At 54.0% G+C, this 25297-nt stretch carries 22 protein-coding genes; 8 read left to right on the top strand and 14 right to left on the bottom strand.

The genetic code is table 11. From position 1 onward, the window contains the following. Positions 1–48: 48 nt before the first annotated feature. The 9 genes from bamA to rpsB all read right to left on the bottom strand — a co-directional run bounded on the left by bamA (position 49) and on the right by rpsB (position 10323). Positions 49–2460, bottom strand: coding sequence for an outer membrane protein assembly factor BamA (gene bamA, locus ACFQW4_RS16065; protein ID WP_110867573.1), 2412 nt, complete (start codon positions 2458–2460; stop codon positions 49–51). A 51-nt stretch (positions 2461–2511) separates the two neighbouring features. Further along, complete coding sequence (rseP, locus tag ACFQW4_RS16060; protein ID WP_101762045.1) at positions 2512–3861, bottom strand: sigma E protease regulator RseP; 1350 nt, start codon at positions 3859–3861, stop codon at positions 2512–2514. A gap of 12 nt (positions 3862–3873) precedes the next feature. Further along, positions 3874–4731, bottom strand: a complete 858-nt coding sequence (gene cdsA / locus ACFQW4_RS16055; protein ID WP_101762046.1) for a phosphatidate cytidylyltransferase — start codon at positions 4729–4731, stop codon at positions 3874–3876. An 18-nt stretch (positions 4732–4749) separates the two neighbouring features. Further along, entirely contained in the window at positions 4750–5502 is a 753-nt protein-coding gene (gene ispU / locus ACFQW4_RS16050; protein ID WP_336768528.1) for a (2E,6E)-farnesyl-diphosphate-specific ditrans,polycis-undecaprenyl-diphosphate synthase, read from the bottom strand. 165 nt (positions 5503–5667) lie between these two features. After that, entirely contained in the window at positions 5668–6870 is a 1203-nt protein-coding gene (gene ispC, locus ACFQW4_RS16045) for a 1-deoxy-D-xylulose-5-phosphate reductoisomerase (RefSeq protein WP_192412747.1), read from the bottom strand. Positions 6871–6989: 119 nt separating this feature from the next. Further along, on the bottom strand, positions 6990–7547 hold the full coding sequence (gene frr / locus ACFQW4_RS16040; protein WP_271460756.1) for a ribosome recycling factor: 558 nt from the start codon (positions 7545–7547) through the stop codon (positions 6990–6992). 142 nt (positions 7548–7689) lie between these two features. After that, complete coding sequence (gene pyrH, locus ACFQW4_RS16035; protein ID WP_007893903.1) at positions 7690–8415, bottom strand: UMP kinase; 726 nt, start codon at positions 8413–8415, stop codon at positions 7690–7692. A 154-nt stretch (positions 8416–8569) separates the two neighbouring features. Then, a complete protein-coding gene (gene tsf / locus ACFQW4_RS16030) occupies positions 8570–9421 on the bottom strand; it encodes a translation elongation factor Ts (protein WP_101762048.1) in 852 nt (283 codons plus the stop codon). A 182-nt stretch (positions 9422–9603) separates the two neighbouring features. Continuing rightward, positions 9604–10323: a 30S ribosomal protein S2 gene (gene rpsB / locus ACFQW4_RS16025; RefSeq protein WP_007893898.1), complete on the bottom strand. Its 720-nt coding sequence runs from the start codon at positions 10321–10323 to the stop codon at positions 9604–9606. 318 nt (positions 10324–10641) lie between these two features. Between rpsB and map the strand changes: the two genes are divergently transcribed. The 4 genes from map to ACFQW4_RS16005 all read left to right on the top strand — a co-directional run bounded on the left by map (position 10642) and on the right by ACFQW4_RS16005 (position 15748). Beyond that, positions 10642–11436 carry a type I methionyl aminopeptidase gene (map, locus tag ACFQW4_RS16020; RefSeq protein ID WP_101762049.1) on the top strand — a complete coding sequence of 265 codons (795 nt, stop codon included), beginning with the start codon at positions 10642–10644 and terminating at the stop codon, positions 11434–11436. Between the two features lie 70 nt (positions 11437–11506). Continuing rightward, entirely contained in the window at positions 11507–14161 is a 2655-nt protein-coding gene (gene glnD, locus ACFQW4_RS16015) for a bifunctional uridylyltransferase/uridylyl-removing protein GlnD (RefSeq protein WP_101762367.1), read from the top strand. Between the two features lie 76 nt (positions 14162–14237). Then, entirely contained in the window at positions 14238–15062 is an 825-nt protein-coding gene (gene dapD / locus ACFQW4_RS16010; RefSeq protein ID WP_008108489.1) for a 2,3,4,5-tetrahydropyridine-2,6-dicarboxylate N-succinyltransferase, read from the top strand. Positions 15063–15355: 293 nt separating this feature from the next. Beyond that, positions 15356–15748, top strand: a complete 393-nt coding sequence (locus ACFQW4_RS16005; RefSeq protein WP_007893894.1) for a DUF3461 family protein — start codon at positions 15356–15358, stop codon at positions 15746–15748. A 42-nt stretch (positions 15749–15790) separates the two neighbouring features. Here the strand turns inward: ACFQW4_RS16005 and ACFQW4_RS16000 are convergent, their stop codons facing one another. From ACFQW4_RS16000 to dgt, 4 genes are all read right to left on the bottom strand, one after another. After that, the gene (locus ACFQW4_RS16000; protein ID WP_377726167.1) at positions 15791–17017 is read right to left on the bottom strand and encodes an alginate lyase family protein; all 1227 of its coding nucleotides are present in this window, start codon (positions 17015–17017) and stop codon (positions 15791–15793) included. Continuing rightward, positions 17017–18174, bottom strand: a complete 1158-nt coding sequence (locus tag ACFQW4_RS15995; protein ID WP_110867567.1) for a CdaR family transcriptional regulator — start codon at positions 18172–18174, stop codon at positions 17017–17019. The genes ACFQW4_RS16000 and ACFQW4_RS15995 overlap by 1 nt, the downstream gene beginning before the upstream one ends. A gap of 184 nt (positions 18175–18358) precedes the next feature. Then, entirely contained in the window at positions 18359–19801 is a 1443-nt protein-coding gene (gene degP, locus ACFQW4_RS15990) for a serine endoprotease DegP (RefSeq protein WP_101762052.1), read from the bottom strand. 136 nt (positions 19802–19937) lie between these two features. Then, positions 19938–21431 carry a dGTPase gene (gene dgt / locus ACFQW4_RS15985; RefSeq protein ID WP_101762053.1) on the bottom strand — a complete coding sequence of 498 codons (1494 nt, stop codon included), beginning with the start codon at positions 21429–21431 and terminating at the stop codon, positions 19938–19940. 97 nt (positions 21432–21528) lie between these two features. Here dgt and mtnN point away from each other — a divergent pair, with 97 nt between their 5' ends. The 3 genes from mtnN to ACFQW4_RS15970 all read left to right on the top strand — a co-directional run bounded on the left by mtnN (position 21529) and on the right by ACFQW4_RS15970 (position 23389). Further along, on the top strand, positions 21529–22227 hold the full coding sequence (gene mtnN, locus ACFQW4_RS15980) for a 5'-methylthioadenosine/S-adenosylhomocysteine nucleosidase (protein ID WP_101762054.1): 699 nt from the start codon (positions 21529–21531) through the stop codon (positions 22225–22227). Further along, positions 22220–23023, top strand: a complete 804-nt coding sequence (gene btuF / locus ACFQW4_RS15975; protein WP_101762368.1) for a vitamin B12 ABC transporter substrate-binding protein BtuF — start codon at positions 22220–22222, stop codon at positions 23021–23023. The genes mtnN and btuF overlap by 8 nt, the downstream gene beginning before the upstream one ends. Before the next feature lie 114 nt (positions 23024–23137). Continuing rightward, on the top strand, positions 23138–23389 hold the full coding sequence (locus ACFQW4_RS15970; RefSeq protein WP_101762055.1) for a hypothetical protein: 252 nt from the start codon (positions 23138–23140) through the stop codon (positions 23387–23389). A 35-nt stretch (positions 23390–23424) separates the two neighbouring features. On the opposite strand, the gene erpA is transcribed toward ACFQW4_RS15970, so the two are convergent. Then, positions 23425–23772 carry an iron-sulfur cluster insertion protein ErpA gene (gene erpA, locus ACFQW4_RS15965; RefSeq protein ID WP_007893884.1) on the bottom strand — a complete coding sequence of 116 codons (348 nt, stop codon included), beginning with the start codon at positions 23770–23772 and terminating at the stop codon, positions 23425–23427. A gap of 200 nt (positions 23773–23972) precedes the next feature. On the opposite strand from erpA, the gene hemL reads away from it, so the two are divergent. Next, entirely contained in the window at positions 23973–25253 is a 1281-nt protein-coding gene (hemL, locus tag ACFQW4_RS15960; protein WP_101762056.1) for a glutamate-1-semialdehyde 2,1-aminomutase, read from the top strand. The last annotated feature ends 44 nt before the right edge of the window (positions 25254–25297 follow it).

The following is a 25297-nucleotide window of genomic DNA, read 5'->3' as shown; positions in this document are numbered from 1 at the left end:
CAGGCAGCACGCGTGCAAGACGGTATTTTCACTTCCCTGCTCAGAGCCTTACCAGGTTTTACCAATGTTAAACTGGAATTGCTCTGACTTGTCTCCCTCGACTTTCTTCATCGGCTGGGCGTATGAGAAGACCAGCGGTCCTAACGGTGACATCCACTGCAGTGCCACACCGGCAGAGACGCGAATGTTATTAGGATCGCTGTAATCTGGCACACCCGCCGCGCGTGTTTCCGCAGTGTTCTGCCATTTGGTATCCCAAACGGTACCGGCATCCATAAACACCGAGGTACGCACGGAATTCGCATACTTCTCGCTCAGGAACGGCGTTGGTGTAATCAGCTCCAGGCTGGCAATCGCCATGGCGTTACCACCAACCGCATCGTCCGACTTACAGACGCCGTTTGGATCAGAGATCTTACAGTTTGACGAGCCATCGTTCAGGTACGCAGCTTTAGGACCAATGGTGTTGGACTGGAAGCCACGAACCGTGCTCGAGCCACCGCCGTAGAAGTTCTCATAGAACGGCATCTCTTTTCCATTAAGTCCGTCACCATATCCTACACGGCCACGGCCTAACACCACCCACGTACCATCGCGGTTCAGCGGCACATATTGCTGGCTATCCAATGTCGCTTTATAGAACGCATTATCAGAGCCTGGAATCGTCACTTTACCGTTCAGGTTGGTACGGTTACCGCGCGTAGGGAAGAAGCCGCGGTCTAAAGTGTTATAGGTCCAACCGTAGTTGAAGGTGAAATCATCTGCAGAGAAATCACCGTCATCGTTCAAGCCCTGATGGCGACCGACCGAATCGAGATAACGCCACATCGCAACCTGAGGACGCATGTTGGACAGGTCGTTATGCACATAACCTAAACCAACACGCAGCGTATTATTTTCATTGACCGGGAAGCCCAGCGTACCGTCGAGACCATAACTTTTGTTGGTATAGTCAGACAGATCGGCGTTATCAGCTTTAAAGTCGTTATAGAACAAACGACCGCCAAGGCTCACGCCGTCGACCGTGAAGTATGGGTCGGTCAGTGAGAACTCAGCATAGGTCTGGTAATCGTTTTTGGTACCGCTGATGCCAACAGTGTTACCGGTGCCGAGCCAGTTTTCCTGGGTCACGCCCACCTGGAAGCTGACGCCACTTTCAGTACCGTAACCGACACCAAAGTTGAAAGTACCGGTGTTACGCTCTTTCACCTTGTAGACCACATCAACCTGATCCGGCGCACCCGGTACACGTTGCGTATCCACATCCACGGTTTCGAAGTAACCGGTACGATTCAGACGCTCTTTACCCTGATCGACGAGGTCGCTGCCCAACCAGGCACCTTCCATCTGACGCATTTCACGGCGCAGTACGGAATCTTTTGAGGTGTCGTTACCTTCAAAGCGCACTTTACGCACGTAGTAACGGTTGCCCGCATCCACGTTGATATGCAGCTTGACGGTTTTATCAGCATCGTTGATTTCTGGCTGCGTCATTACGCGCGGATAGGCGTAACCGTAGCGACCCAGCAATTTCTTGATGTCATCTTCCATCTGGGTGACTTTAGTGCCGTTATACAACTCACCCGATGGAATCCTGGTCATCTTTTCGATTTCAGCAGAATGGCCCGCCATGCTGCCGTTCACGATCACGCCAGCAATCTTGTACTGATCGCCTTCGTTAATGTTCACGGTGATGTAGATGCCTTTCTTATCTGGCGTCAGGCTCACCTGCGTGGAATCGATGTTGAAACGCGCATAACCGCGATCCAGATAGAAGCTGCGCAGGGTTTCGAGATCGCCCGCTAACTTCTGTTTCTGGTATTTACGATCGCCCACCACGTTCCACCATGGCACTTCGTCACGCAGTGAGAAGCGCGAGATCAGTTCATCAGAGGTAAATGCTTTATTACCGACGATGTTGATCTGCTGGATCTGCGCTGAAACGCCTTCCTGGAAGACGAATTTCAGATCCACACGGTTGCGCGGCAGCGGCGTAGCAATCGCTTTGACGCTGGCGGTGTATTTACCGACGCTGTAGTAGAAGTCTTCCAGACCCTTCTCGATTGAAGAGAGCGTGGTGCGGTCCAGCGCTTCGCCAACGCGCACGCCAGAGGCTTCGAGGTTCTGTTTCAGCTGATCTTCTTTCACCGCTTTGTTGCCGGAGAAAGTGATGTTGGCAATGGTTGGACGCTCTTTCACCTGAACAATCAGGGTTGTACCGTCACGCAGAACCTGCACATCTTCAAAGTTACCGGTGGCGAACAGTGAGCGAATGGTGTTTCTGACATCATCGTCATTCACCGTATCACCGACACGTACCGGCATGCTGAGCAGAGCCGCGCCGACGGCGACTCGCTGGAGACCTTCGAAATGAATGTCCTTCACTACGAAATCGTCTGCACCGTAAACGGTGGCGCTGCTAAACAGCAGCGACGCTATGAGCAACTTTTTCATCGCCATCGTTGTTATGCGTTTTCCTAACACATCCCGCGCCTGTATGCGTTCCAGCTATTACAGACGTGAGAAATCATTGAAAAGTGCAAGCCCCATTAACAGCACTAGCAATATTGAGCCAATGCGATAACTAAAGTCCTGAACTCGCTCGGACACCGGTCCACCTTTGATCTTTTCGATCGCCAGAAAGAGCAGGTGACCACCATCTAAAACCGGCAGAGGGAACAGGTTAATGATGCCCAGGTTGACGCTGATCAGCGCCAGGAACATCAGGTAATAAATCACCCCGTACTCTGCTGATAACCCGGCACCCTGCGCGATCGAAATCGGCCCGCTCAGGTTATTCAGCTTCACATCCCCGATTATCAACTTGCCCAGCATGGAGACTGTTAGCTTCATCAACTGCCAGGTTTTTACACTGGCTTCGCCGATCGCCGCAAAAGGTCCATACTGCCTTACCGTTTTGTACTCATCAGGCAGCGGAATCACACGCGGGATGACACCCGCGAAGCCTTCCGCTTCATTGCCCGGTTTCGCTTCCGGCGTTAACGTCAACGCCACAGGTTCGCCGTTGCGCTCGATATCTAGCGCCATGTTTTTACCCGGATTATCCCGCACCTGTGCCGCAAAAGCCTGCCACTGTGACAATGGCTGACCATCGACTTTAACGATCCTATCGCCCGCTTGCAAACCAGCATTGCTTGCCGGTGAGTTTGCCTGAACTTCGGCTAAGGTCGTTTCAATCTGCGGCCCACGTGGACGAATACCTAAAGCGACCACCGGATCCTGTTTATCAGGCTCAAATTGCCAATCGCGCAAATTTAATTGCTTTTGCTGCGTGGCTTCTTCGCCAAATTGCGAGACGGTAAGCGTGGCATCGCTGTCGCCGATTTTACCGATCAGCGCCATACGCACAGCATCCCAATCAGGCGTTTCGATACCATCTACCGCTTTAAGTTCCATGCCGGAAGTAATTTGCGCTTCGGCAGCGACGGAACCGTTCAGAATTTCACCAACCACAGGACGCACACCTGGCACGCCGTGAATAAACACTACCCAGTAAGCAAAGATGGCGAAGATGAAGTTGGCGATAGGACCGGCTGCGATAATCGAAGCACGCTGCAGCACGGTTTTATTGTTGAAGGCTTGATGACGCAGCTCGGCGGGAACGCTTTCAACGCGTTCGTCGAGCATTTTGACGTAGCCGCCAAGAGGGATCAGCGCGATGACATATTCGGTGCCCTGACGATCGCTGCGACGCCACAGCGCTTTACCAAAGCCAATCGAGAAACGTTCAACTTTAACACCGCAGCGGCGCGCCACCCAGAAATGGCCAAACTCGTGCACGGTAATTAGCACGCCAAGCGCCACGATAAAGGCGGCAAAACTCCAGAGTATACTCAACATCGCCAGCTATCCTCAGAGGGTGCGAAACACCAACAGCAGCAGGCAGGCAAACACCGGCACCGCAGCAGTCAGGCTATCAATACGATCGAGAATACCACCGTGCCCCGGAATCAAGTTACCGCTGTCTTTAATGCCCGCTTCACGCTTGAACATACTTTCTGTCAGGTCGCCCAATACCGATGCCAGCGTCGCAATCACCGCACAGATAATTAGCGTGCCCGGCGCCACCGAAAGCGGTGCCAGCAGAGCAAACAGCCAGGCGATGATGGCAGATGACAATAGGCCACCGAAGAAACCTTCCCAGGTTTTACCCGGAGAGACTTTTGGTGCCAGCTTGTGTTTGCCAAACAGGCGACCAAACATGTAAGCACCAGAATCTGCGCCCCAGACAAGGAACATTACGAACAGCAGCCACCATGCGCCGGCGAAATGGTCGGTATCGTAATGATACTGACGCAGCGCCATCATGCCCCAGAAGAACGGAATCAAGGTGAGCACGCCAAACAGCAGGCGCAGCGTACGTGAGTGACGCCACAACGCGGCAGAAGCGGGATAGAACAGTACTAAGATGAGCGCGACAATCCACCACAACAGCGATGCCCAGAGCGAGCCTTCCATCTGGAATTGGTGCAGATTGCGTTGATAGGGTTCAAGGGTAAAGAGCATCGCGGACAGCAACAGGCCGCAAAGCACGGCCAGCCAGATACGTTGCTGACGCGTTTTCATGCCAGCAAACTGCCCCCATTCCCAGGCGGCAAGCATGCAGATGATGATAGTGATAATCGCAAAACCGGACAGGGGTAACCAGAACAGTGCAGCGATCACCAGCGGAATCAAAATTAACGCGGTAATCAGACGAGACTTCAGCAAAGGTTACCCCCAAATTGCTTAGGCGCCGCCTGGTGCAGTACCGCCATAGCGTCGCTCCCGCGTAGAGAATGCATTCAGTGCACCTTCAAAAACGTTTTCATCAAAATCAGGCCAAAGAACATCGGTAAACCAAAACTCAGCATAGGCGATTTGCCACAGCAGGAAGTTGCTAATCCGATGCTCTCCCCCGGTCCTTATCACTAAATCCACTGGCGCCAGCTCCTGCATACACAGATGCGGAGCCAGGCTTTCTTCGGTAATCTGGTCAGGACGCAGTAAACCTTCCTGAACCTGTTCGGCCAATTTTCTGGCACCCTGGATAATATCCCAACGGCCGCCATAGTTGGCAGCAATGTTTAGGGTCAGTCCATTATTTTGCTGAGTCAGTTCCTCGGCGCGGCGAATGCGTTCCTGAATTCGGTTATTGAAACGACTGATATCGCCAATAATGCGCAGACGCACATTGTGTTTGTGCAGGCTTTTAACTTCGCTGTCGAGCGCCCAGACAAACAACTCCATTAACGCTGTCACTTCCTGAATCGGACGGCTCCAGTTTTCACTGCTGAACGCATAAAGCGTGAGCGCTTCCAGTTTATGGCTAACCGCAAAGCTGACAGCCCGGCGTACTGATTTTACCCCGGCTTTGTGGCCTGAAATACGCAGTTTGCCCTGATTTTTTGCCCAGCGACCATTACCATCCATAATGATGGCCACGTGACGTGGCGTGCAGTACGACTCGTCATCGATTGTGTTGTGATTGTTGGACGACATAACGCGTAATAATTCCTTTCATCAGAAATGCTGTGGTTTCTGAATACATTGCGCCTGCAGCAAACTCCGGCAAACACGCCAGATGACATCGAAACAATGTCGGCTGTGAAACGCGAGCGAGCGACTATACCATTTTCACCCAGAGCGAACAAATAGCGGGAACTATCAACCTGCTAAACGAAAGCGCGGTAACAATTCATTGGCACGCACGCGCGCTAACCGATCAATCTCCATCACCTCGTCAATGCTGCCCGGCTCCTGACAACTCAGGGACGCCAGCACTTCGCTGTTGATGGCGGCAATATCGGTAAAGCGAATCTGGTGCTGCAGAAAAGCTGCCACCGCCACTTCATTCGCTGCATTCAGCGATGTCGTAGCGGCCTGACCTGTGGCACAGGCATCAATCGCAAGCTTCAGGCAGGGATAGCGCTCGTAGTCCGGCTCGGAAAACGTCAACGACTTCATGCGCGTGAAGTCGAGCGGCGTTACGCCCGCAGAAATACGTGCTGGCCATGCCATGCTGTGCGCAATAGGCGTCCGCATATCCGGAGAGCCCAGTTGCGCCAGCACGCTGCCGTCGCAATAACGCACCATCGAATGGATAACCGACTGCGGATGCAGGATCACCTCCATCTGCGCGTCAGTCGCATTAAACAGCCAGCGGGCTTCAATGTATTCAAGACCTTTATTCATCATGGTGGCCGAATCAACGGAGATTTTACGCCCCATTGACCAGTTCGGATGCGCACAAGCCTGATCCGGCGACATACCGGCTAAATCCGCTAATGGCGTGTCACGAAAAGGACCACCCGATCCCGTAAGGAGAATCGACTCGATGCCGTTTCCCCGCAGATCAGCGTACCCCAACTGATGCTGTATGGAAGCGGGTAAACTCTGAAAAATGGCGTTGTGCTCGCTATCGACCGGCAGCAATTGCACCTGATGTTGGCGTACCGCCTCCATAAACAGACGGCCGCATGTGACAAGCGACTCTTTGTTGGCCAGCAGCACGGTTTTACCGGCGCGAATCGCCGCCATGGTGGGCTGTAAACCTGAGGCGCCAACAATCGCCGCCATCACCTGATCCACGTCATCCAGCGCGGCCAATTCGCAGGCTGCCTGAACGCCGGAGAGCACTTCGGTATTAACGTTGAGTGCTTTCAGTCGCTCACGCAGCGCTTGTGCGGAAGTCTCATCGGACATCGCGGCATAGCGCGGTTGGAATTGCAGGCATTGTTCAGCCATCAACGCCACATTCTGGCCAGCCACCAGCGCGGTCACCTGATAAAGTTCAGGATTTGCGGCAATCACCGCCAGCGTGCTGGTACCAATGGAGCCGGTCGATCCCAGCAGAGTTAATCGCTTCATCATGCTATCCCTGTGAAGTCGTGGAGAGTGTCCGCAACAGCGCCGAACACAATGTAAAACGCCGCCAGAGTCGAACACGTCTCGTCTCTGAACGGCGTTTTGAAAAGCAGTTGATGGAATTAGAAATCCATCAGTTCCTTTTCTTTATCGGCCAATGCGGCATCAACACTCTTGATGTGCGCATCGGTCATTTTCTGGATCTCGTCCTGCGTACGACGTTCGTCGTCTTCGCTGATCTCTTTGTCTTTCAGCAGCGCTTTGATCTTATCGTTGGCGTCACGGCGGACGTTACGCACGGAAACACGGCCCTGCTCTGCTTCGCCACGTACGATCTTGATCAGGTCTTTACGACGCTCTTCGGTCAGCGCTGGCAGCGGCACACGAATATCGCTACCGGCTGAGCTTGGGTTCAGACCCAAATCAGACGTCATAATCGCTTTCTCAACCGCAGTGCTCAGCGAGCGATCAAATACGTTGATTTTCAACGTACGTGAATCCTCAACCGTCACGCTAGCCAGCTGGCGCAGCGGCGTTGGTGTACCGTAATAAGGAACCACAATGCCGTCGAGCAGTGAAGGCGAAGCACGACCGGTGCGGATTTTGCTGATGTTGTTTTTAAATGCATCCACACATTTTTCCATGCGCGTGTCTGCATCTTTTTTAATGTCGTTAATCACGTTGAAACCCTTGAATTCGGTTGACCTGGCCATTTCCGGGCTAACCGGAAGCGGTATCGATAAACATCGATCATCCTAATTGCTGCGCGATGTCAGAGCATCGCGGCAAAAGAATATACCTTATTTTAACGCGCGTCGGGTATTAATGCGTAATCAGGGTGCCTTCTTTTTCACCCATCACGACGCGACGCAATGCGCCAGGCTTGTTCATGTTGAAGACGCGGATAGGCAGCTTGTGGTCACGCGCCAGCGTAAAGGCGGCGAGATCCATTACTTTAAGCTCTTTATCCAACACTTCTGCATAGCTCAGTTGGTCATACAGCGTGGCATCCGGGTTTTTCACCGGATCTTCAGAGTAGACGCCGTCTACTTTGGTGGCTTTCAGTACCACGTCGGCTTCGATTTCGATGCCGCGCAGGCAGGCTGCAGAGTCAGTGGTAAAGAACGGGTTGCCGGTACCGGCCGCGAAGATCACGACGCGGTTATTACGCAGCAGGCTGATCGCTTCTGCCCAGCTGTAGTTATCACACACGCCGTTCAGCGGAATCGCTGACATCAAGCGCGCATTGACATACGCACGGTGCAGCGCGTCACGCATTGCCAGGCCATTCATCACTGTTGCCAGCATGCCCATATGGTCGCCGACCACACGGTTCATGCCCGCCTGGGCCAGACCTGCGCCGCGGAACAGGTTACCGCCACCAATAACCACACCCACCTGAATGCCCAGCTCAACCAGCTCTTTCACCTCTTGCGCCATGCGGTCAAGCACGCTCGCGTCGATGCCAAAACCTTCGGCACCTTGCAGTGCTTCGCCACTCAGTTTTAGCAGGATACGTTGATATACAGGTTTTGCGTTGGTCGCCATGGTCAGTTCTTCCTGGAAGATATGATGAAAAGGAGAAGTAAAATCTGGTCGATCATCCGCAAAGCCCGCGAGAAAAGCTATTGGGATGAGACTGAAAGTGCTGCACTAAATCGCAGACAAAAAAGAACCGCCTTGTGGCGGTTCTTTCGGACCATTAAGACTGTTTGGACATTGCAGCAACTTCTGCTGCGAAGTCAGCTTCAACTTTCTCAATGCCTTCGCCCACTTCGAAGCGGATGAAGTTGATGACGTCAGCGTTTTTCTCTTTCAACGCCTGGCCAACGGTTTTGCTTGGGTCGATAACGAAAGCCTGACCGGTCAGAGAAACTTCGCCGGTGAATTTCTTCATGCGGCCTTCAACCATTTTCTCTGCGATTTCTTTTGGCTTGCCAGACTGCATGGCGATATCCAGCTGAACCTGGTACTCTTTCTCAACCACGTCTGCAGACACGTCTTCTGGCTTAACGAATTCTGGCTTGCTCGCAGCGATGTGCATAGCAACTTGCTTGCTCAGTTCTTCGTCAGCACCGGTGGTAGAAACAACCACACCGATACGTGCGCCATGCTGATAGCTGTTCAGCTCAGCGCCTTCCAGGATAGCAATACGACGGATGTTGATGTTCTCACCGATTTTCGTAACCAGCGCTACGCGTTCTTCTTCGAACTGCGCTTTCAGAACTTCCACATCGGTAACTTTGCCAGCGACAGCTGCATCCAGAACCTTGTCAGCAAACGCCTGGAAACCGCCATCTTTTGCAACGAAGTCGGTCTGGCAGTTTACTTCCAGGATCGCCGCGAAGCCGTCAGCGATTTTGGTTTTGATCACGCCATCAGCAGCAACGTTGCCTGCTTTCTTAGCCGCTTTGATTGCGCCAGATTTGCGCATGTTCTCAATCGCCAGCTCGATGTCGCCGTTCGCTTCGGTCAGCGCTTTTTTGCAGTCCATCATGCCTGCGCCAGTACGCTCACGCAGTTCTTTTACCAATGCAGCGGTAATATCAGCCATTCCAGAATCCTCGATTCGTCTCTGTGTGCTCACACACTGTCAGAAACTTGTTGCGGAAAATTTACTCTGCCCCGCTCGCTCTGTAGTGAGCGTGACAGACTTAGATAAAATAAAGGGGCCTGAACGGCCCCCTTAACAGATAACATCTGATGTCTAAGGGCTCTTAGAAAGAGCGAACCTTATTAAGCTTCAGCAGCTTCTTCAGCCTGCTCAGCCAGATCCTGTGAACGGCCTTCGCGCACGGTAGTGGCAACGGCAGTCAGGTACAGGCTTACAGCACGGATCGCATCGTCGTTACCTGGGATAACGAAGTCAACGCCGTCTGGATCAGAGTTGGTATCAACGATAGCAAAAACTGGGATACCCAGGTTGTTTGCTTCTTTGATAGCGATGTGCTCGTGATCAGCGTCAACAACGAACAGTGCATCCGGCAGACCGCCCATATCTTTGATACCGCCCAGGCTGTTTTCCAGCTTGGCCAGTTCGCGAGTGCGCATCAGCGCTTCTTTCTTGGTCAGTTTGTCGAAAGTACCGTCCTGAGACTGAGACTCAAGATCTTTCAGGCGTTTGATTGACTGACGAACGGTTTTCCAGTTAGTCAGCATGCCACCCAACCAGCGGTGGTTTACGAAGAACTGGTCGCAGCTCAGAGCTGACTCTTTTACCGCTTCGGCAGCAGCGCGCTTAGTACCAACGATCAGGATCTTACCTTTACGGGAAGAGATCTTTTTCAACTCAGCCAGAGCGTCGTTGAACATTGGCACAGTCTGCTCGAGGTTGATGATGTGAACCTTGTTACGTGCGCCGAAGATGAATGGCTTCATTTTCGGGTTCCAGTAACGGGTCTGGTGACCAAAGTGAACACCAGCCTTGAGCATGTCGCGCATTGAAACAGTTGCCATGATTACCTCTAAAGTTTGATTTGGGGTTGGGCCTCCATGTATCCCATACGACCGACCTCTTTCAAGGCACCCCGGCGTATGTGTCGATACATGTGTGTTTTAGTACACATAATGAGTTTTATGCGTTTCCTGCCAGCCAAACGTCGGTGACAGAGAATCGTCGGCGCGCTTTATACCACAATGCGCAGGAATACGCCAATAGTAGTTGAGCGCCGCAGGCGCAGACAATCGCCATTTGGCAGCCCTTTTGCTGGCTGCTAACATGACTGCCACAGAACTCATTATTGTCGAAAAATTCGACGATTGCGGATTAATTTAATGGCTATTTCAATTAAAACCCCTGAAGAAATCGAAAAAATGCGCGTGGCGGGCCGCCTTGCCGCTGAAGTGCTGGAGATGATTGCCCCGCACGTGGTGCCTGGCGTCACCACCGGTGAACTGGATCGTCTCTGCCACGAACACATCACGCAGAAGCAGCAGGCGATTTCCGCCTGCCTCGGCTATCACGGCTTCCCGAAATCGGTGTGTATTTCGGTGAATGAAGTGGTATGTCACGGTATTCCGAGCGACGATCGCGTGCTGAAGGATGGCGACGTGGTTAACGTCGATGTCACGGTGATCAAAGATGAGTATCACGGCGATACCTCAAAAATGTTCATCGTCGGTAAAGCCACCATTCAGGGCGAGCGCCTGTGTCGCGTTACTCAGGAAAGTCTCTATATCGCGCTGCGTCTGGTGAAACCGGGTATTCGTCTGCGTGAACTGGGCCGCGCGATTCAGCAGTATGTCGAAGCACAGGATTTTTCGGTGGTGCGCGAGTATTGCGGTCACGGCATCGGCAAAGGCTTCCACGAAGAGCCGCAGGTACTGCATTACGACGCGGATGATAGCGGCGTGGTGTTGCAAGCAGGCATGACCTTCACCATCGAACCGATGGTCAATGCCGGTGATTACCGCATCCGCACCATGAAGGATGGCTGGACCGTGAAAACCAAAGATCGCAGCTTGTCCGCGCAGTATGAGCATACTATTGTGGTGACAGAAAACGGCTGTGAGATTCTGACGCTGCGTGAAGACGACACCCTTCCAGCGGTGCTTGAAAACGTCGCGTAATCATCTCGCTAACAGTACCAGGCCGGCTTATCGCTGGCCTTTTTTATGTGCGTAATGAAGAGGCATGTTGATGAGTGGTAGCGTGACCGAAGCAGTACACAAAGGCCTGACCGATTCCCCCGCCAGCTGGCCCGATGACGCCCTGACGCGCGACAAGCTCAAACACTATCTTGAGCAATTCCAGCAGCACCTGGGCATTGCATTTGATGCGGGCACCGATATTGAATCTCTGATTGATGCCCGCACGCTGTTTATCGACCGCTTATTGCGTCGTCTGTGGCGCTTCTTTGGTTTCGACCAGATGAAGGAGATCGCACTGGTTGCCGTTGGCGGTTATGGTCGCGGCGAACTGCATCCGCTCTCCGATATTGATGTGCTGATCCTCAGCCGCCAGCCGCTGGACGACACAGCCGCGCAGCGCACCAGCGAGCTGCTAACGCTGATGTGGGATTTGAAGCTGGAAGTCGGGCACAGCGTACGTACGCTGGAAGAGTGCCTGCTGGAAGGTTTATCCGATCTTACGGTCGCCACCAACCTGATCGAATCGCGCATGCTCACCGGCGATGTGGCGCTGTTTCTCGAACTGCAAAAGAACATCTTCAGCGATGGTTTCTGGCCGTCGTCGCGCTTCTTCGCCGCCAAAATTGAAGAGCAACAGGAGCGCCACCAGCGCTATCACGGCACAAGCTACAACCTTGAACCGGATATCAAAAGCAGCCCCGGCGGCCTGCGCGACATACACACGCTGCAATGGGTGGCGCGTCGTCACTTTGGCGCTACCACCATGGATGAGATGGTTGGTTTCGGCTTTATCACCGAAGCGGAACGCAATGAAATCAACGAGTGTCAGGAATTTTTGTGGCGCATTCGCTTTGCGCTGCACTTAACGCTGCCACGCTATGACAATCGTCTGCTGTTCGATCGCCAACTCACCGTCGCTCAGCGCCTCAACTATCTGGGCGAAGTCAACGAGCCGGTTGAGCGCATGATGAAGGACTTCTATCGCGTCACGCGTCGCATCGGCGAACTCAATCAGATGCTGCTGCAGCTGTTCGATGAAGCGATTCTGGCGCTGTCGACCACTGAAAAACCGCGCAACATTGATGACGATTTCCAGATTCGCGGTGATCTCATCGACCTGCGCGATCTCACGCTGTTTGAGCGTGAGCCGCAAGCCATCTTGCGTATGTTCTACGTGATGGTGCGTAACGAAAACATCAAAGGTATTTACTCCACCACGCTGCGGCAACTGCGCTATGCGCGCCGCCATTTGAAGCAGCCGCTGTGTCAAATTCCTGAAGCGCGTGAAACCTTTATGGCGATTCTGCGTCATCCTGGCGCGGTTAAGCGTGCGCTGGTGCCGATGCATCGTCACAGCGTGTTATGGGCCTATACGCCGCTGTGGGGCAACATCGTTGGCCAGATGCAGTTCGATCTGTTCCACGCTTACACGGTGGATGAGCACACCATCCGCGTGTTGCAGAAGCTGGAGAGTTTTGCCGACGAAGCCACGCGCCCGATGCATCCGCTGTGCGTTGAACTCTGGCCGCGCCTGCCACAGCCGGAACTGTTGCTGATGGCTGCGCTGCTGCACGATATCGCCAAAGGCCGCAACGGCGATCACTCCATTCTCGGCGCGCAGGATGCGCTCGACTTTGCCGAACTACACGGACTGAACTCCCGCGAAACGCAGCTGGTTGCCTGGCTGGTACGTCATCATTTATTGATGTCAGTCACCGCGCAGCGCCGCGATATTCAGGATCCCACCGTGATTCAGCAATTCGCCGAAGTGATGCAGAACGAAAATCGCTTACGCTATCTGGCGTGCCTGACGGTTTCCGATATCTGCGCCACCAATGAAAGCTTGTGGAACAGCTGGAAGCAGAGCCTGTTGCGCGAGCTGTTCTTCGCGACCGAAAAACAGCTGCGCCGCGGCATGGAAAACAGCCCGGATCTGCGCGAGCGCGTGCGCCATCATCGTCTGCAAGCGCTGGCGCTGCTGCGGATGGAAAACCTCGATGAAGAGCGTTTGCACCATATCTGGAGCCGCTGCCGCGCCGACTATTTCCTGCGCCACACACCGAATCAGCTCGCCTGGCATGCGCGTCATTTAATTCATCACGATCTCAACAAACCGCTGGTGCTGGTCAGCCCGCAGGCCACGCGCGGCGGTACCGAGATCTTTATCTGGAGCCCGGATCGTCCGCACCTGTTTGCGGCGGTGGCCGGCGAGTTGGATCGCCGCAATCTCAGCGTGCATGATGCGCAGATCTTTACCAGTCGCGATGGCATGGCAATGGACACCTTTATTGTGCTGGAGCCGGATGGCAGCCCGCTGGCAGCCGATCGCCATCCGCTGATCATTCAGGCGCTGGAACAAGCCATCACGCAAAACGAATGGGTGCCGCCGCGTACGCGCCGTCAGTCTGCGCGCCTCAAGCATTTCAGTGTCGATACCGAAGTCAATTTCCTGCCAACGCACACCGACCGCCGCAGTTATCTGGAATTGGTCGCGCTCGATCAGCCCGGCTTGCTGGCGCGCGTGGGTGAAGTGTTCGCCGATTTGGGTGTGTCGCTGCACGGCGCACGCATTAGTACGATTGGTGAACGGGTTGAGGATCTTTTCATCCTCGCCGATAGTGAGCGACGTGCGCTTGGGGTGGAAATGCGCAATGTGTTGCAACAGAGGTTGACAGAGGCCCTTAATCCAAACGATAAAGTGTGACCGCAATCGATTAATCAAATTTATTTACCGTGCCAGTGCGATGCTGGCACCCGTATTACAGACTTAGGAAATCATTATGCAACAGTTACAGAGCGTTATCGAATCTGCCTTTGAGCGCCGCGCCGACATCACGCCATCTAGCGTAGACAGCGCGACCCGCGATGCTATCACCCAGGTTATTGGCCTGCTGGATAGCGGTGAACTGCGCGTGTCTGAAAAGATCAACGGTGAGTGGGTAACGCATCAGTGGCTGAAGAAAGCAGTGCTGTTGTCGTTCCGCATCAACGACAATCAGGTCATGGAAGGTTCTGAAACCCGCTTCTACGACAAAGTGCCAATGAAGTTTGCTGGCTGGGATGAAGCGCGTTTTAAAAACGCCGGTTTCCGCGTTGTGCCACCTGCTGCCGTGCGTCAGGGCGCATTCATCGCACGTAATACCGTGCTGATGCCTTCCTACGTCAACATCGGCGCTTACGTTGATGAAGGCACCATGGTTGATACCTGGGCGACTGTGGGTTCTTGCGCGCAGATCGGTAAAAACGTCCACCTGTCAGGCGGCGTGGGCATCGGTGGCGTGCTGGAGCCGCTGCAGGCTAACCCAACCATCATCGAAGATAACTGCTTCATTGGCGCACGTTCAGAAATCGTTGAAGGCGTGATCGTCGAAGAAGGTTCCGTGATCTCCATGGGCGTTTACATCGGCCAGAGCACCAAAATCTTTGACCGCGAAACCGGCGAAGTGCATTACGGCCGCGTACCTGCGGGTTCCGTGGTGGTTTCCGGTAATCTGCCGTCTAAAGATGGTAGCTACAGCCTGTACTGCGCGGTAATCGTGAAGAAAGTTGACGCTAAAACGCTCAGCAAAACAGGCATTAACGAACTGCTGCGCAGCATCGACTGAGCTTCTCCTGCCTGAAGATCTTCCCGACGGGCCTGCCTACAGGCCCGTAATTATTTGTTTACACTCCCGCAAGAATTACCTGTTTCGCGCCGCGAATTAACACGTGCGTTTATTTTTCAAACAGTTCATAATCCGCGCCAAGTTAACTCCGGTCGCGCACTGTTCATCCCGGTTTTTGTGTCTACAGTTGATTAAGTATGCCGTAAGCGTTCCGGTTGCCGCGTTTCTGCTGCATCCCGAATGATGATGATAGTCCTGCGCGCTCACCCACTCTTAGATGGAATATAAACGCTATGTACGACAACCTGAAAAGCTTAGGTATCAGCAACCCTGACGACATCGACCGTTACAGCCTGCGTCAGGAAGCTAACAACGACATTCTTAAAATCTACTTCCGCAAAGACAAAGGTGAATTCTTTGCTAAAAGCGTGAAATTCAAATATCCACGTCAGCGCAAAACCGTTGTCGCCGATCACACCAGCCAGGGTTACAAAGAAGTGCAGGAAATCAGCCCGAACCTGCGTTATGTGATCGATGAACTGGACCAGATTTGCCAGCGCGACCAGGTTGAAGTGGATCTGAAGCGCAAAATTCTGGCGGATCTGCGCCATCTGGAAAGCGTGGTTTCGAACAAGATCGCTGAAATCGAATCAGACCTTGATCAGCTGACCCGCAACAACCGTTAATTTCGCGCTTTAGATAACAGGCCAGCCGATGCTGGCCTTTTTTTATGGCTGCTGATAAGGCAGCGAAAGCAGCCAGGTATCACGCTGTGCCTGCCTCACCGCCCCACTCTTTTGATCTTTCCATTGCGTCTGCATGATCCACTGTTGATAACGCGGCTGCTGCAGGCTGTTATCGGCCATTGAAAGCAGCGGAATGATGCGCTGGCTCACGCGATCGCGATTTTTCCACGGCCAGAGTTTAGTGGCATCGCTGTACGGCGCCATCATGTCGAGCGCTGCCAGTAACGATCCGCCTGGCTGCTGGCTATGCCATAAATCGCCTAACCCTGCTTTACCGGCTAGCTGCGCCAATGCGCTAAGCGCCTGCAGATTGAAGTAGCTGTAATGGAAGGATCGCGTACGCGCTAACTCTGCGGGCTGGCTGCCATCGGCACGAATTTGCAGCGCAATTTTATTGCGCGCCAACTCTACCATCGCTGTGACTGTCTCACGATCGCCCAGATACCACGCGATTCCCGCCACCTGCGTGCAATACCAACTGCCATGATTATTCACCGCCGCCGCTTCTTGCAGTGCTAGCGGATTGTGCCGCAGCCAGTGCAGATACTCGCTAAACCACTGCTGCATCGCTTGCTGATCGGCAGGCTGCCAACCGGGCGCATTGCGTAGCAAAGTCAGCGCATCCACCACGCGCGTGGCAAAGTAGCGCCCATCGAGCACGCCATCATGGCGGCCCGCGGATCGGCCCGGAATGCCTTGAGCAAAGTTAAGATTAGGGTGCATACGGCTGGTGGGATTGATAAACCAGTGACGCATCATCGCCAGCGCTTTGTCGGCATAACGTTGATCGCCAGAAAAATACCAGGCCAGCGTCAGCGCCTGAAAATCAGCGGTAAAGCGCGCCAGCCGCACGCCATCACTTTGATCATTCTTACTGGCAGGATTCACTTCGCCATCACGACGCTGCCACGGCAGGCCGTCGGCGGTGCTGGCGTCCGGCCACCAATAGGCGCTCAGGCTTAAATAATCCTGCTTCGAGCCGCTCGGCGGCAACATACCTTTATCGGTGACGCTGGGATTGGGGTGTTGCAGCACGTTATCCGCCTGCTGTTTTAGCTGATGCCAGGCGTCGAGCGTTGGCGGCGCGGCCTGATGATGTGCCAGCTGCTGCTTAACTTTCTGCAGATCGTTTAACGAGAGAAAGGCCGGATCGTTAGCCACACTTAGCGCGCTATACAGCCACAGCAGCGCAATCCATAGGTTCCTCATTAACTTTGCTCATCCAGTTGAAGCGCCACGTACAGCAGCAAGCGATCGTCAAAATTGCCCAGATCGAGCCCGGTAAGCTCGGAAATACGGTTGAGGCGATACTCCAGCGTGTTGCGATGAATGAACAGCGCGCGTGCCGTGGCGCTGGGTTGCACGTTGTGGCTGAACCACGCCACCAGCGTGCGTCGCAGCAAGCCGTTGTTATCCATGCTTTTCAGCTTTGCCAGCGGGCGCGCCAGCTCGTTGGCCTGCCAGCCGCCGCGTAAACTGTCGAGCAGCACCGGCAGCACCAGATCCTGATAAAAATAGCTGCGCTGTTCCGGCATGCGCTGTTTGCCCACCATCATGGTGGTACGCGCGGTGCGGTACGAACGTGCGATGCTGCCGGGACCGGTAAAGTAGTTGCCGAGCGCGATGCGCATTCGCACCTGGCCGCTCTCCTTCATGCGTTGCAGCAGTTGATCCACGCGACGACGATGATCGTCCTGATCGTAGCGGCCATGTACATTCAGTGCCGGTTTCAGCACCACCATTTCGGTGAGTGAAACAATCGCAATCAGGTTGTCGCGCTCTGGCGTGGTCAGCAGCGTTTGCAGCTGTTGCAGCTCGGACATGGCGCTATCAACGCCGAGCTGGCCGCTGTCCACTTCCACCACCGCCACCACGCGCGGCTGATTGAGATCGATGCCGAGCCGCTGCGCCCATTCGCTGAGCGCTGGCGATAAGGTTTCGCTGCGCACCAAATTCAGCACCAGCTCTTCTCGCAAGCGGCTATCCTGCGCCAGCATGTGTAGCAAACGCGCCTGTTCCAGCATCATTTCGGCGGTCATACACACCAATTCGCCGTAGTGACGCAGCGTTGCCGGTTGGCCGGTCAAACCGATCACGCCGACGATATCGCCATCAATACGCAGCGGCAAATTGATGCCAGGACGCACGCCGTGCAGATGTTTTGCCACCGCTTCGTCGATATCTACCACACGCCCTTGTGACAGCACCAAAAGCGCGCCTTCGTGCAATTCGCCAATGCGCTCACGATCGCCACTGCCGATGATGCGACCACGCGCATCCATCACGTTGACATTGCTGTCAATAATTTGCATGGTGCGGGCAACAATATCCTGAGCCAGTCGCGCATCGAGATGATAGGTGGCCATCAAACACTCCGGAGATAAGGACGAACAGACAGAATACGCATCCGTTACGGCGCTGACATTGTGCAACTGCACATAGCCAGCGGGATTATGCGGGATTTGCGGTAAGCGTCACATTCAGTACCGGACATTTGCACAGACACAAAAAAGGCGAGCCAAAGCTCGCCTGTTATCAACAACCTGAAACTTACTGCATCAGCAGATACAGGCTGCTGTCACCGCGCTGTACGTTCAGTGCCAGCACCGAAGGTTTGGTGTCGAGCACTTTACGCAGCTCGCCAAGATTAGCCACGGCTTGCTGGTTGACACCCAGAATCACGTCACCTTTCTTCAAGCCAATACGCGCCGCTGCGCTGCCAGGCTTGACGCTATCGACGCGCACGCCTTTCTGGCCGTTGGTATCAATATTGCTGAGATCGGCACCTTCAATACCGGTGTAAATGGTGGCGGACTGCACTTTATCCTGCGAGCTCTGCTGCAGTTCAACGGTGACGTTCACCGGTTTGCCTTCGCGCAGCAGACCCAGCTGCAGCTTGGTACCGACCGGCAGCGAGCCGACTTCGGCACGCAGCGCTGCAAAGCTGGTCAGCGCTTTACCGTTCATCGACACCACCACGTCACCCGCTTTCACGCCGGCTTTCGCCGCAGCAGAGTTCGGCAATACCTGGCTAACAAAGGCACCGCGCTGCGCATCAACTTTCATCGCTTTCGCCAGTTCTGAGTTCAGCTCGGTGCCCATAATGCCCAGCTCGCCGCGTTTCACCTGACCGTACTCCACCATCTGCGCGGTAAGGTTTTTCACCATTGAACTTGGAATGGCAAAGCCGATACCGATGTTGCCGCCGTCCGGCGCCAGAATCGCGGTGTTAATCCCGATCAGCTCGCCGTTAAGGTTTACCAATGCGCCACCGGAGTTACCACGGTTAATCGCCGCATCGGTCTGGATGAAGTTTTCGTAATTTTCAACGTTCAGGCCGCTGCGGCCCAGCGCCGAAACAATCCCTGAAGTCACCGTTTCGCCAAGGCCGTACGGGTTACCAATCGCCACGGTGTAATCACCGACGCGCAGGTTGTCGGAGTCGGCAATCTTAATTGCGGTGAGGTTTTTCGCATCCTGCAGCTGAATCAGCGCGATATCTGATTGTGGATCTTTACCGATCACTTTGGCGTCGTAACGACGTCCATCGCTGAGCTGCACCTGGATTTTGGTCGCGTTATCCACCACGTGGTTGTTGGTCACCACATAGCCTTTATCCGCGTTAATTACCACGCCGGAACCCAGCGCACGGAACTGCTGTTTCTGCGCGTTAGCACCGCCATCCGCGCCGCCGTCACCACCGCCGTTTTGACACATGGGTGAGCTTTGGAACGGTGAACCGTCCTGGCAGAACGGAGAATTATCACCAAAGAATTGCTGGAACTGCTGCGGCATACGCGGCGTTTTAACCGTCGTCGAGCCTTCCACACTGATACTCACCACGGAAGGCATGACTTTTTCCAGCATGGGTGCCAGGCTTGGCAACTGCTGGCTGGAAGAAGAAGCGGTCTCTGCGGCAAATACACTCACAGGGCTCAACGTCGCCGCGCCGAAACTCAGCGCCAACGCCAGCATAATTGTGTTTTTTTTCATTTATCTGTGTCTCTCTAAGAATTACGGCCAGACCATTGCTGTGGTCGTGATGGTGAGATTAAGTTTTTAGCGCGAAGTTCCTAATAAAGTTTTAGGTAAAGGTAAAAAATTGTTCTTCATCTTTACAATTGTGCGCTTATTCAACCGCCATTAAACGACGATATTCATCCCAGGCATAATTGTCCGTCATCCCACTAATGTAGTCCTGAATCAGGCGCGCACGATAATAACGTTCCCACAACAAGCGCTGATATTTATGCTCAACAATTAATGAGCGCATGTGTTGTTGATAGGCCTTTCGATGTTTGCCGGAAAGCTTGTGAAACAAGCGGGTTTCAATCGGATGCTTTGCCAGAAAGTCTTCGTTCATCAAGGTGGTAAATTGCTCGTAATCCAGCAACAGCAGTGACTGATATATTTCGAGCAAACCTTTAATTACCCGATAACCCTGCAATTCCAGTTGTTCAACTTCCGGATGATTAAACACCTGCTGACGCGCGACCGTTTTAAATAGTTTCAGCAAACGCCCTTCTTCACCATCATCTTCCAGTAAAGCGTGATTAAAATCGCCTTCGAAAATAGCCGGTAAGTTGTCGATGAAACGCTTAACCGCATGGCTAACCAGCACGTTTTGCACGTTAACCCGCAATGACATAAAGAATTGATCGCTGATACTGCGGCGTTTTTTCTGATTAGCCTCTTTCCAGGCATCACCGATAGTGCGGCTGAAAACATCGCCGTTTTTTACCGCGCCCCAGGCATCCAATAAATGCTTATACAACGTTTCAACGTGGAAGATGTCTTTTTCTACGGCGTCATCCAAATCGGCAATGCAATAAGAGATATCGTCGGCGGCTTCCATTATCCAGGTAAGCGGGAAACGATGGTGCTGTTTAATATTGGTCGCTTCACGCAACTCAGCCACATATTCTCGCTCAGATAAATAGAAGCCCGGCTTTTTCATTAATACGCTAAATTCGGCCGGTTTATCGCCTTGCCACCATGCGGGCGCGGTATATTTCAATATACAGGCGACCTGCGCATAGCTGAGATTGAGTTGCAGCAGCGTATGCACCAGGCGAATCGCCTGCGCGTTACCCTCGAAATGGCATAAATCTTGACGAATCATTGCATTCAACTGGTCAAAAGCGGCGCGCTCAGCCTCATCGGCAACGCCCGCCACCAGCGGATCGACCAGCTCGGCAGGCAGATTTTCGTCGAACCAGTCATTGATCGCCGCCTCGCCAAAATGACCAAACGGCGGATTGCCGACATCGTGCAGTAAACAGGCCATCTCAATCAGGCTTTCGAAGGCACCTTCAAACTCATCCAGCCCATAATTCGCCAGCCCGCCGCCCTGGGTTTTCAGCGCTTGCAGAATCTCTTTGGTGATATATCGCCCGGTTTGCTGCACTTCCAGCGAGTGCGTTAGACGCGAACGCACCGCCGCATTGCGCTCGAGCGGGAATACCTGGGTTTTCTGTTGCAGGCGACGAATGGCGGCGGAGTTAATAATACGTCCGCGATCGCTTTCAAAGTGGCGGGTAATAAAGTATTCCCCTTCGGGATCTTTGCGGCTGGTATAAGGGCGGGTGAAACTGATCTTCTTCCTGAAATTGATCGTCGCCATAATTACCCCTTATTTTTTCGTGAATTCTTCCTCAATCAGCCATGTTAGACTATGCCTCACTTTTGCGGGTTACATCCATTAAATTAGCGAGATTCTTATGAAAGTAGGCATTATTGGCGCGATGGAGCAGGAAGTTACACTGCTGCGTGACAAAATCGAAAACCGCCAGACACTGACGCTGGCCGGCTGCGAAATTTACACCGGTACGCTGAATGGTGTTGAGGTGGCGCTGCTGAAATCAGGCATCGGCAAAGTGGCTGCCGCGCTCGGCACCACCTTGCTGCTTCAGCTGTGCAAGCCGGATGTGGTAATCAACACCGGTTCTGCCGGCGGCCTGGCGCCAACGCTGAAAGTGGGCGATATCGTGGTGTCGGATGAAGTGCGCTATCACGATGCCGACGTCACCGCCTTCGGTTACGAGCCAGGCCAGATGGCCAGCTGCCCCGCCGCTTTCGTGGCGGATGACAAACTGATTGCCGCCGCTGAAATGGTTATCAAGCAGCTCGACCTCAACGCGGTACGTGGTTTGGTGGTGAGCGGCGATGCGTTTATCAACGGCGCTGCACCACTGGAACGCATCCGCACCACCTTCCCGCAGGCGATTGCGGTGGAGATGGAAGCGACCGCAATTGGTCACGTTTGCCATCAGTTCAAGGTGCCATTTGTGGTGGTGCGCGCCATTTCTGACGTTGCCGATCAGGAATCACACCTCAGCTTCGATGAGTTCCTCAGTGTTGCGGCAAAACAATCTTCACTGATGGTTGAAAACCTGCTGGTTCAGCTGGCGCGTGGCTAAAATCCTGCTGCTTGGGCTGTTGCTGCTGTGCAACAGCCTGTTCGCTGCCGCGCCGCGCGTCATCACTCTTTCGCCCCATCTGACGGAACTGGCCTTCGCCGCAGGCATTACGCCGCTCGCCGTCAGCGCCTTCTCCGATTATCCCGCGCAGGCCAACGCGCTGGAACAGGTGGCGAACTGGCAAGGCATTAAAGTGGAACGCATTCTGCAACTGAAGCCGGATGTGGTGCTGGCGTGGCGCGGCGGTAATCCACAGCGGCAAATTGAACAGCTGCAGCGTTTCGGGGTCAAGGTTGAGTGGATCGATCCGCAAACCATTGACCAAATGATCGATGCGCTGGCGGCGTTACAGCGCTGGAGTCCGCAGCCGCAGCAAGCCATCGATGCGGCGCAGGCATTACGCGCGCAGGAAGCGGCGCTGCGCAAGCAGTATCAGCAAAGTACGCCGCTGCCGCTGTTTTTGCAGTTTGGTCAGCAGCCGCTGTTTACGGCTTCGCGTAACACCATGCAAAACCAGGTCATTGAGCTGTGCGGCGGCAGGAATATTTTTGCCGATAGCAGCGTTAGCTGGCCGCAGGTGAGCCGCGAACAGGTGCTGATGCGCCATCCGCAGGCGATTGTCATCGGGGGTGATGCCGCTCGGGCCGCCAGCATCGCGCAATATTGGCAGCCGCAATTGGATGTGCCGGTGATCGCCATCAATGACGACTGGCTGAGCCGTCCGGGGCCTCGCATGCTGCTGGCAGCGAAACAGCTGTGTGCAGATTTACATCCGACGAAAAAAAGCACTAATTAAGATTAAAGATTCGGCATAAGTTGTCGTAAATCATAATACAAGGCACAGCGGCCACGTATGCTCTGTGCCCTTTTTTAGCGCTTAGCGCAATTTTGTCTTCACCAGGAACTATTCATGACCAGAGCACTGCTGCTGGCCATAGGGCTCGTGATCGCTGCACCTCTGAGTGCGGCCACGTCGACCGGCTCTATTGCCGCTACCTTAACATTATTCTCGCGTTGCGATATCTCACGCCAGAGTGAACACTCTCTGCCCAAAGTGGATTGTGGACGTCACTTCAGCGCGCAGCCGCGCATTACCGAACGAGTATTAAAACGCGATGCTAAACGCCGCGAATCTGCGCGTTTAGTGACTATTGAGTGGTAGGAATCTGGCTACCAGAACGGCAGCCAGAAGCAGCATTAGATGCTGAAGGAAGAACCACAACCGCAGGTGGTTTTGGCATTCGGGTTGGTCACGATAAAACGTGAACCTTCCAGGCCTTCGGTGTAATCCACGGAACCGCCCACCAGATATTGCAGGCTCATCGGATCCACCACCAGCGCCACGCCTTGTTTCTCGATGGTCATGTCACCGTCATTCATTTGATCGTCAAACGTGAAGCCGTACTGGAAACCGCTGCAACCGCCGCCGGTAATGTAAACGCGCAATTTCAGCTCGGGATTTTCTTCATCAGAAATCAGGTTTTTCACTTTTTTTGCTGCTGCATCAGTAAATTGCAAAGGCAGCGCTGCTAAGTCGTCACTCATCTTTTACTCCGGGTAAACGTCGAGGTCAGAAAACGACCTTAATCTCGCTATTATCTGCCAGCCGTCCAGTGCAATCAAGTCTCACGCTTGACACTGTGTGCCGCCGCATGCGCAGGAAAGTATATACCCTAAACTTTAGCGCAAGCCGTTATTCCCGTAGAATGGCGCCAGATTTTTTCCCGAACAGCAGGAGCAGAACAATGAGTAAGTCAGAAAACCTGTATGCCGCAGCGCAACGCCTGATCCCCGGCGGTGTGAACTCCCCGGTACGTGCATTTACCGGTGTGGGCGGTGTGCCGCTGTTCATCGAACGCGCTGACGGTGCGTATCTGTATGACGCCGACGGCAAAGGCTATATCGATTATGTCGGTTCGTGGGGCCCGATGGTGCTGGGTCATAACAACGCCAACATCCGTAACGCAGTGATTGAAGCGGCTGCGCGCGGTCTGAGCTTCGGCGCGCCAACCGAGATGGAAGTGAAAATGGCCGAGCTGGTGTGCGAGCTGGTGCCCAGCATGGACATGGTGCGCATGGTTAACTCCGGCACCGAAGCCACCATGAGCGCCATTCGCCTGGCGCGCGGCTTCACCCATCGCGACAAAATCATCAAGTTCGAAGGCTGCTATCACGGCCACGCCGACTGCCTGCTGGTGAAAGCCGGCTCCGGCGCGCTGACGCTCGGCCAGCCAAACTCGCCGGGCGTACCGGCCGATTTCGCTAAGCACACGCTGACCTGCACCTATAACGATCTCAGCACCGTGCGTGCGGCTTTCGAACAGTATCCTGAGGATATTGCCTGCATCATCGTTGAGCCGGTAGCGGGCAACATGAACTGCATTCCACCGCAGCCAGACTTCCTGCCAGGCCTGCGTACGCTGTGTGACGAATTCGGTGCGCTGCTGATCATCGACGAAGTGATGACCGGCTTCCGTGTCGCATTAGGTGGTGCTCAGGCCTATTACGACGTGACGCCAGACCTGACCTGTCTCGGTAAAATCATCGGCGGCGGCATGCCGGTCGGTGCCTTTGGTGGTCGTCGTGATGTGATGGATGCGCTGGCACCAACCGGTCCGGTTTATCAGGCCGGTACCTTGTCCGGTAACCCGATTGCCATGGCGGCGGGCTTCGCGTGTCTGTCGCAAATTGCGCAGCCTGGCACCCACAGCACGCTGACCGATCTGACCACGCAGTTAGCACAAGGCCTGCTGGCCGCAGCGAAAGCCGAAAATATTCCGCTGGTGATCAACCACGTGGGCGGTATGTTCGGGATTTTCTTCACTGATGCCGATGAAGTGACCTGCTATCAGGACGTCACTCAGTGTGACGTTGAGCGCTTTAAGCGTTTCTTCCACCTGATGCTGGAAGAAGGCGTTTACCTTGCGCCATCTGCTTTTGAAGCAGGCTTTATGTCGCTGGCGCACAGTAAAGAAGATATTCAACGCACCATCGATGCGGCACGCCGCAGCTTCGCGAAACTTTAAAACCGTCTGAATGGCGCACTCTACCGTCGTTGTGGAGTCGCCAT

Source organism: Pantoea sp. GCM10028869 (genome assembly GCF_042666835.1).
Lineage (GTDB): Bacteria > Pseudomonadota > Gammaproteobacteria > Enterobacterales > Enterobacteriaceae > Pantoea > Pantoea leporis.
The sequence above is the reverse complement of the archived record's forward strand: the minus strand, read 5'-3'. Positions and strand labels throughout refer to the sequence as shown.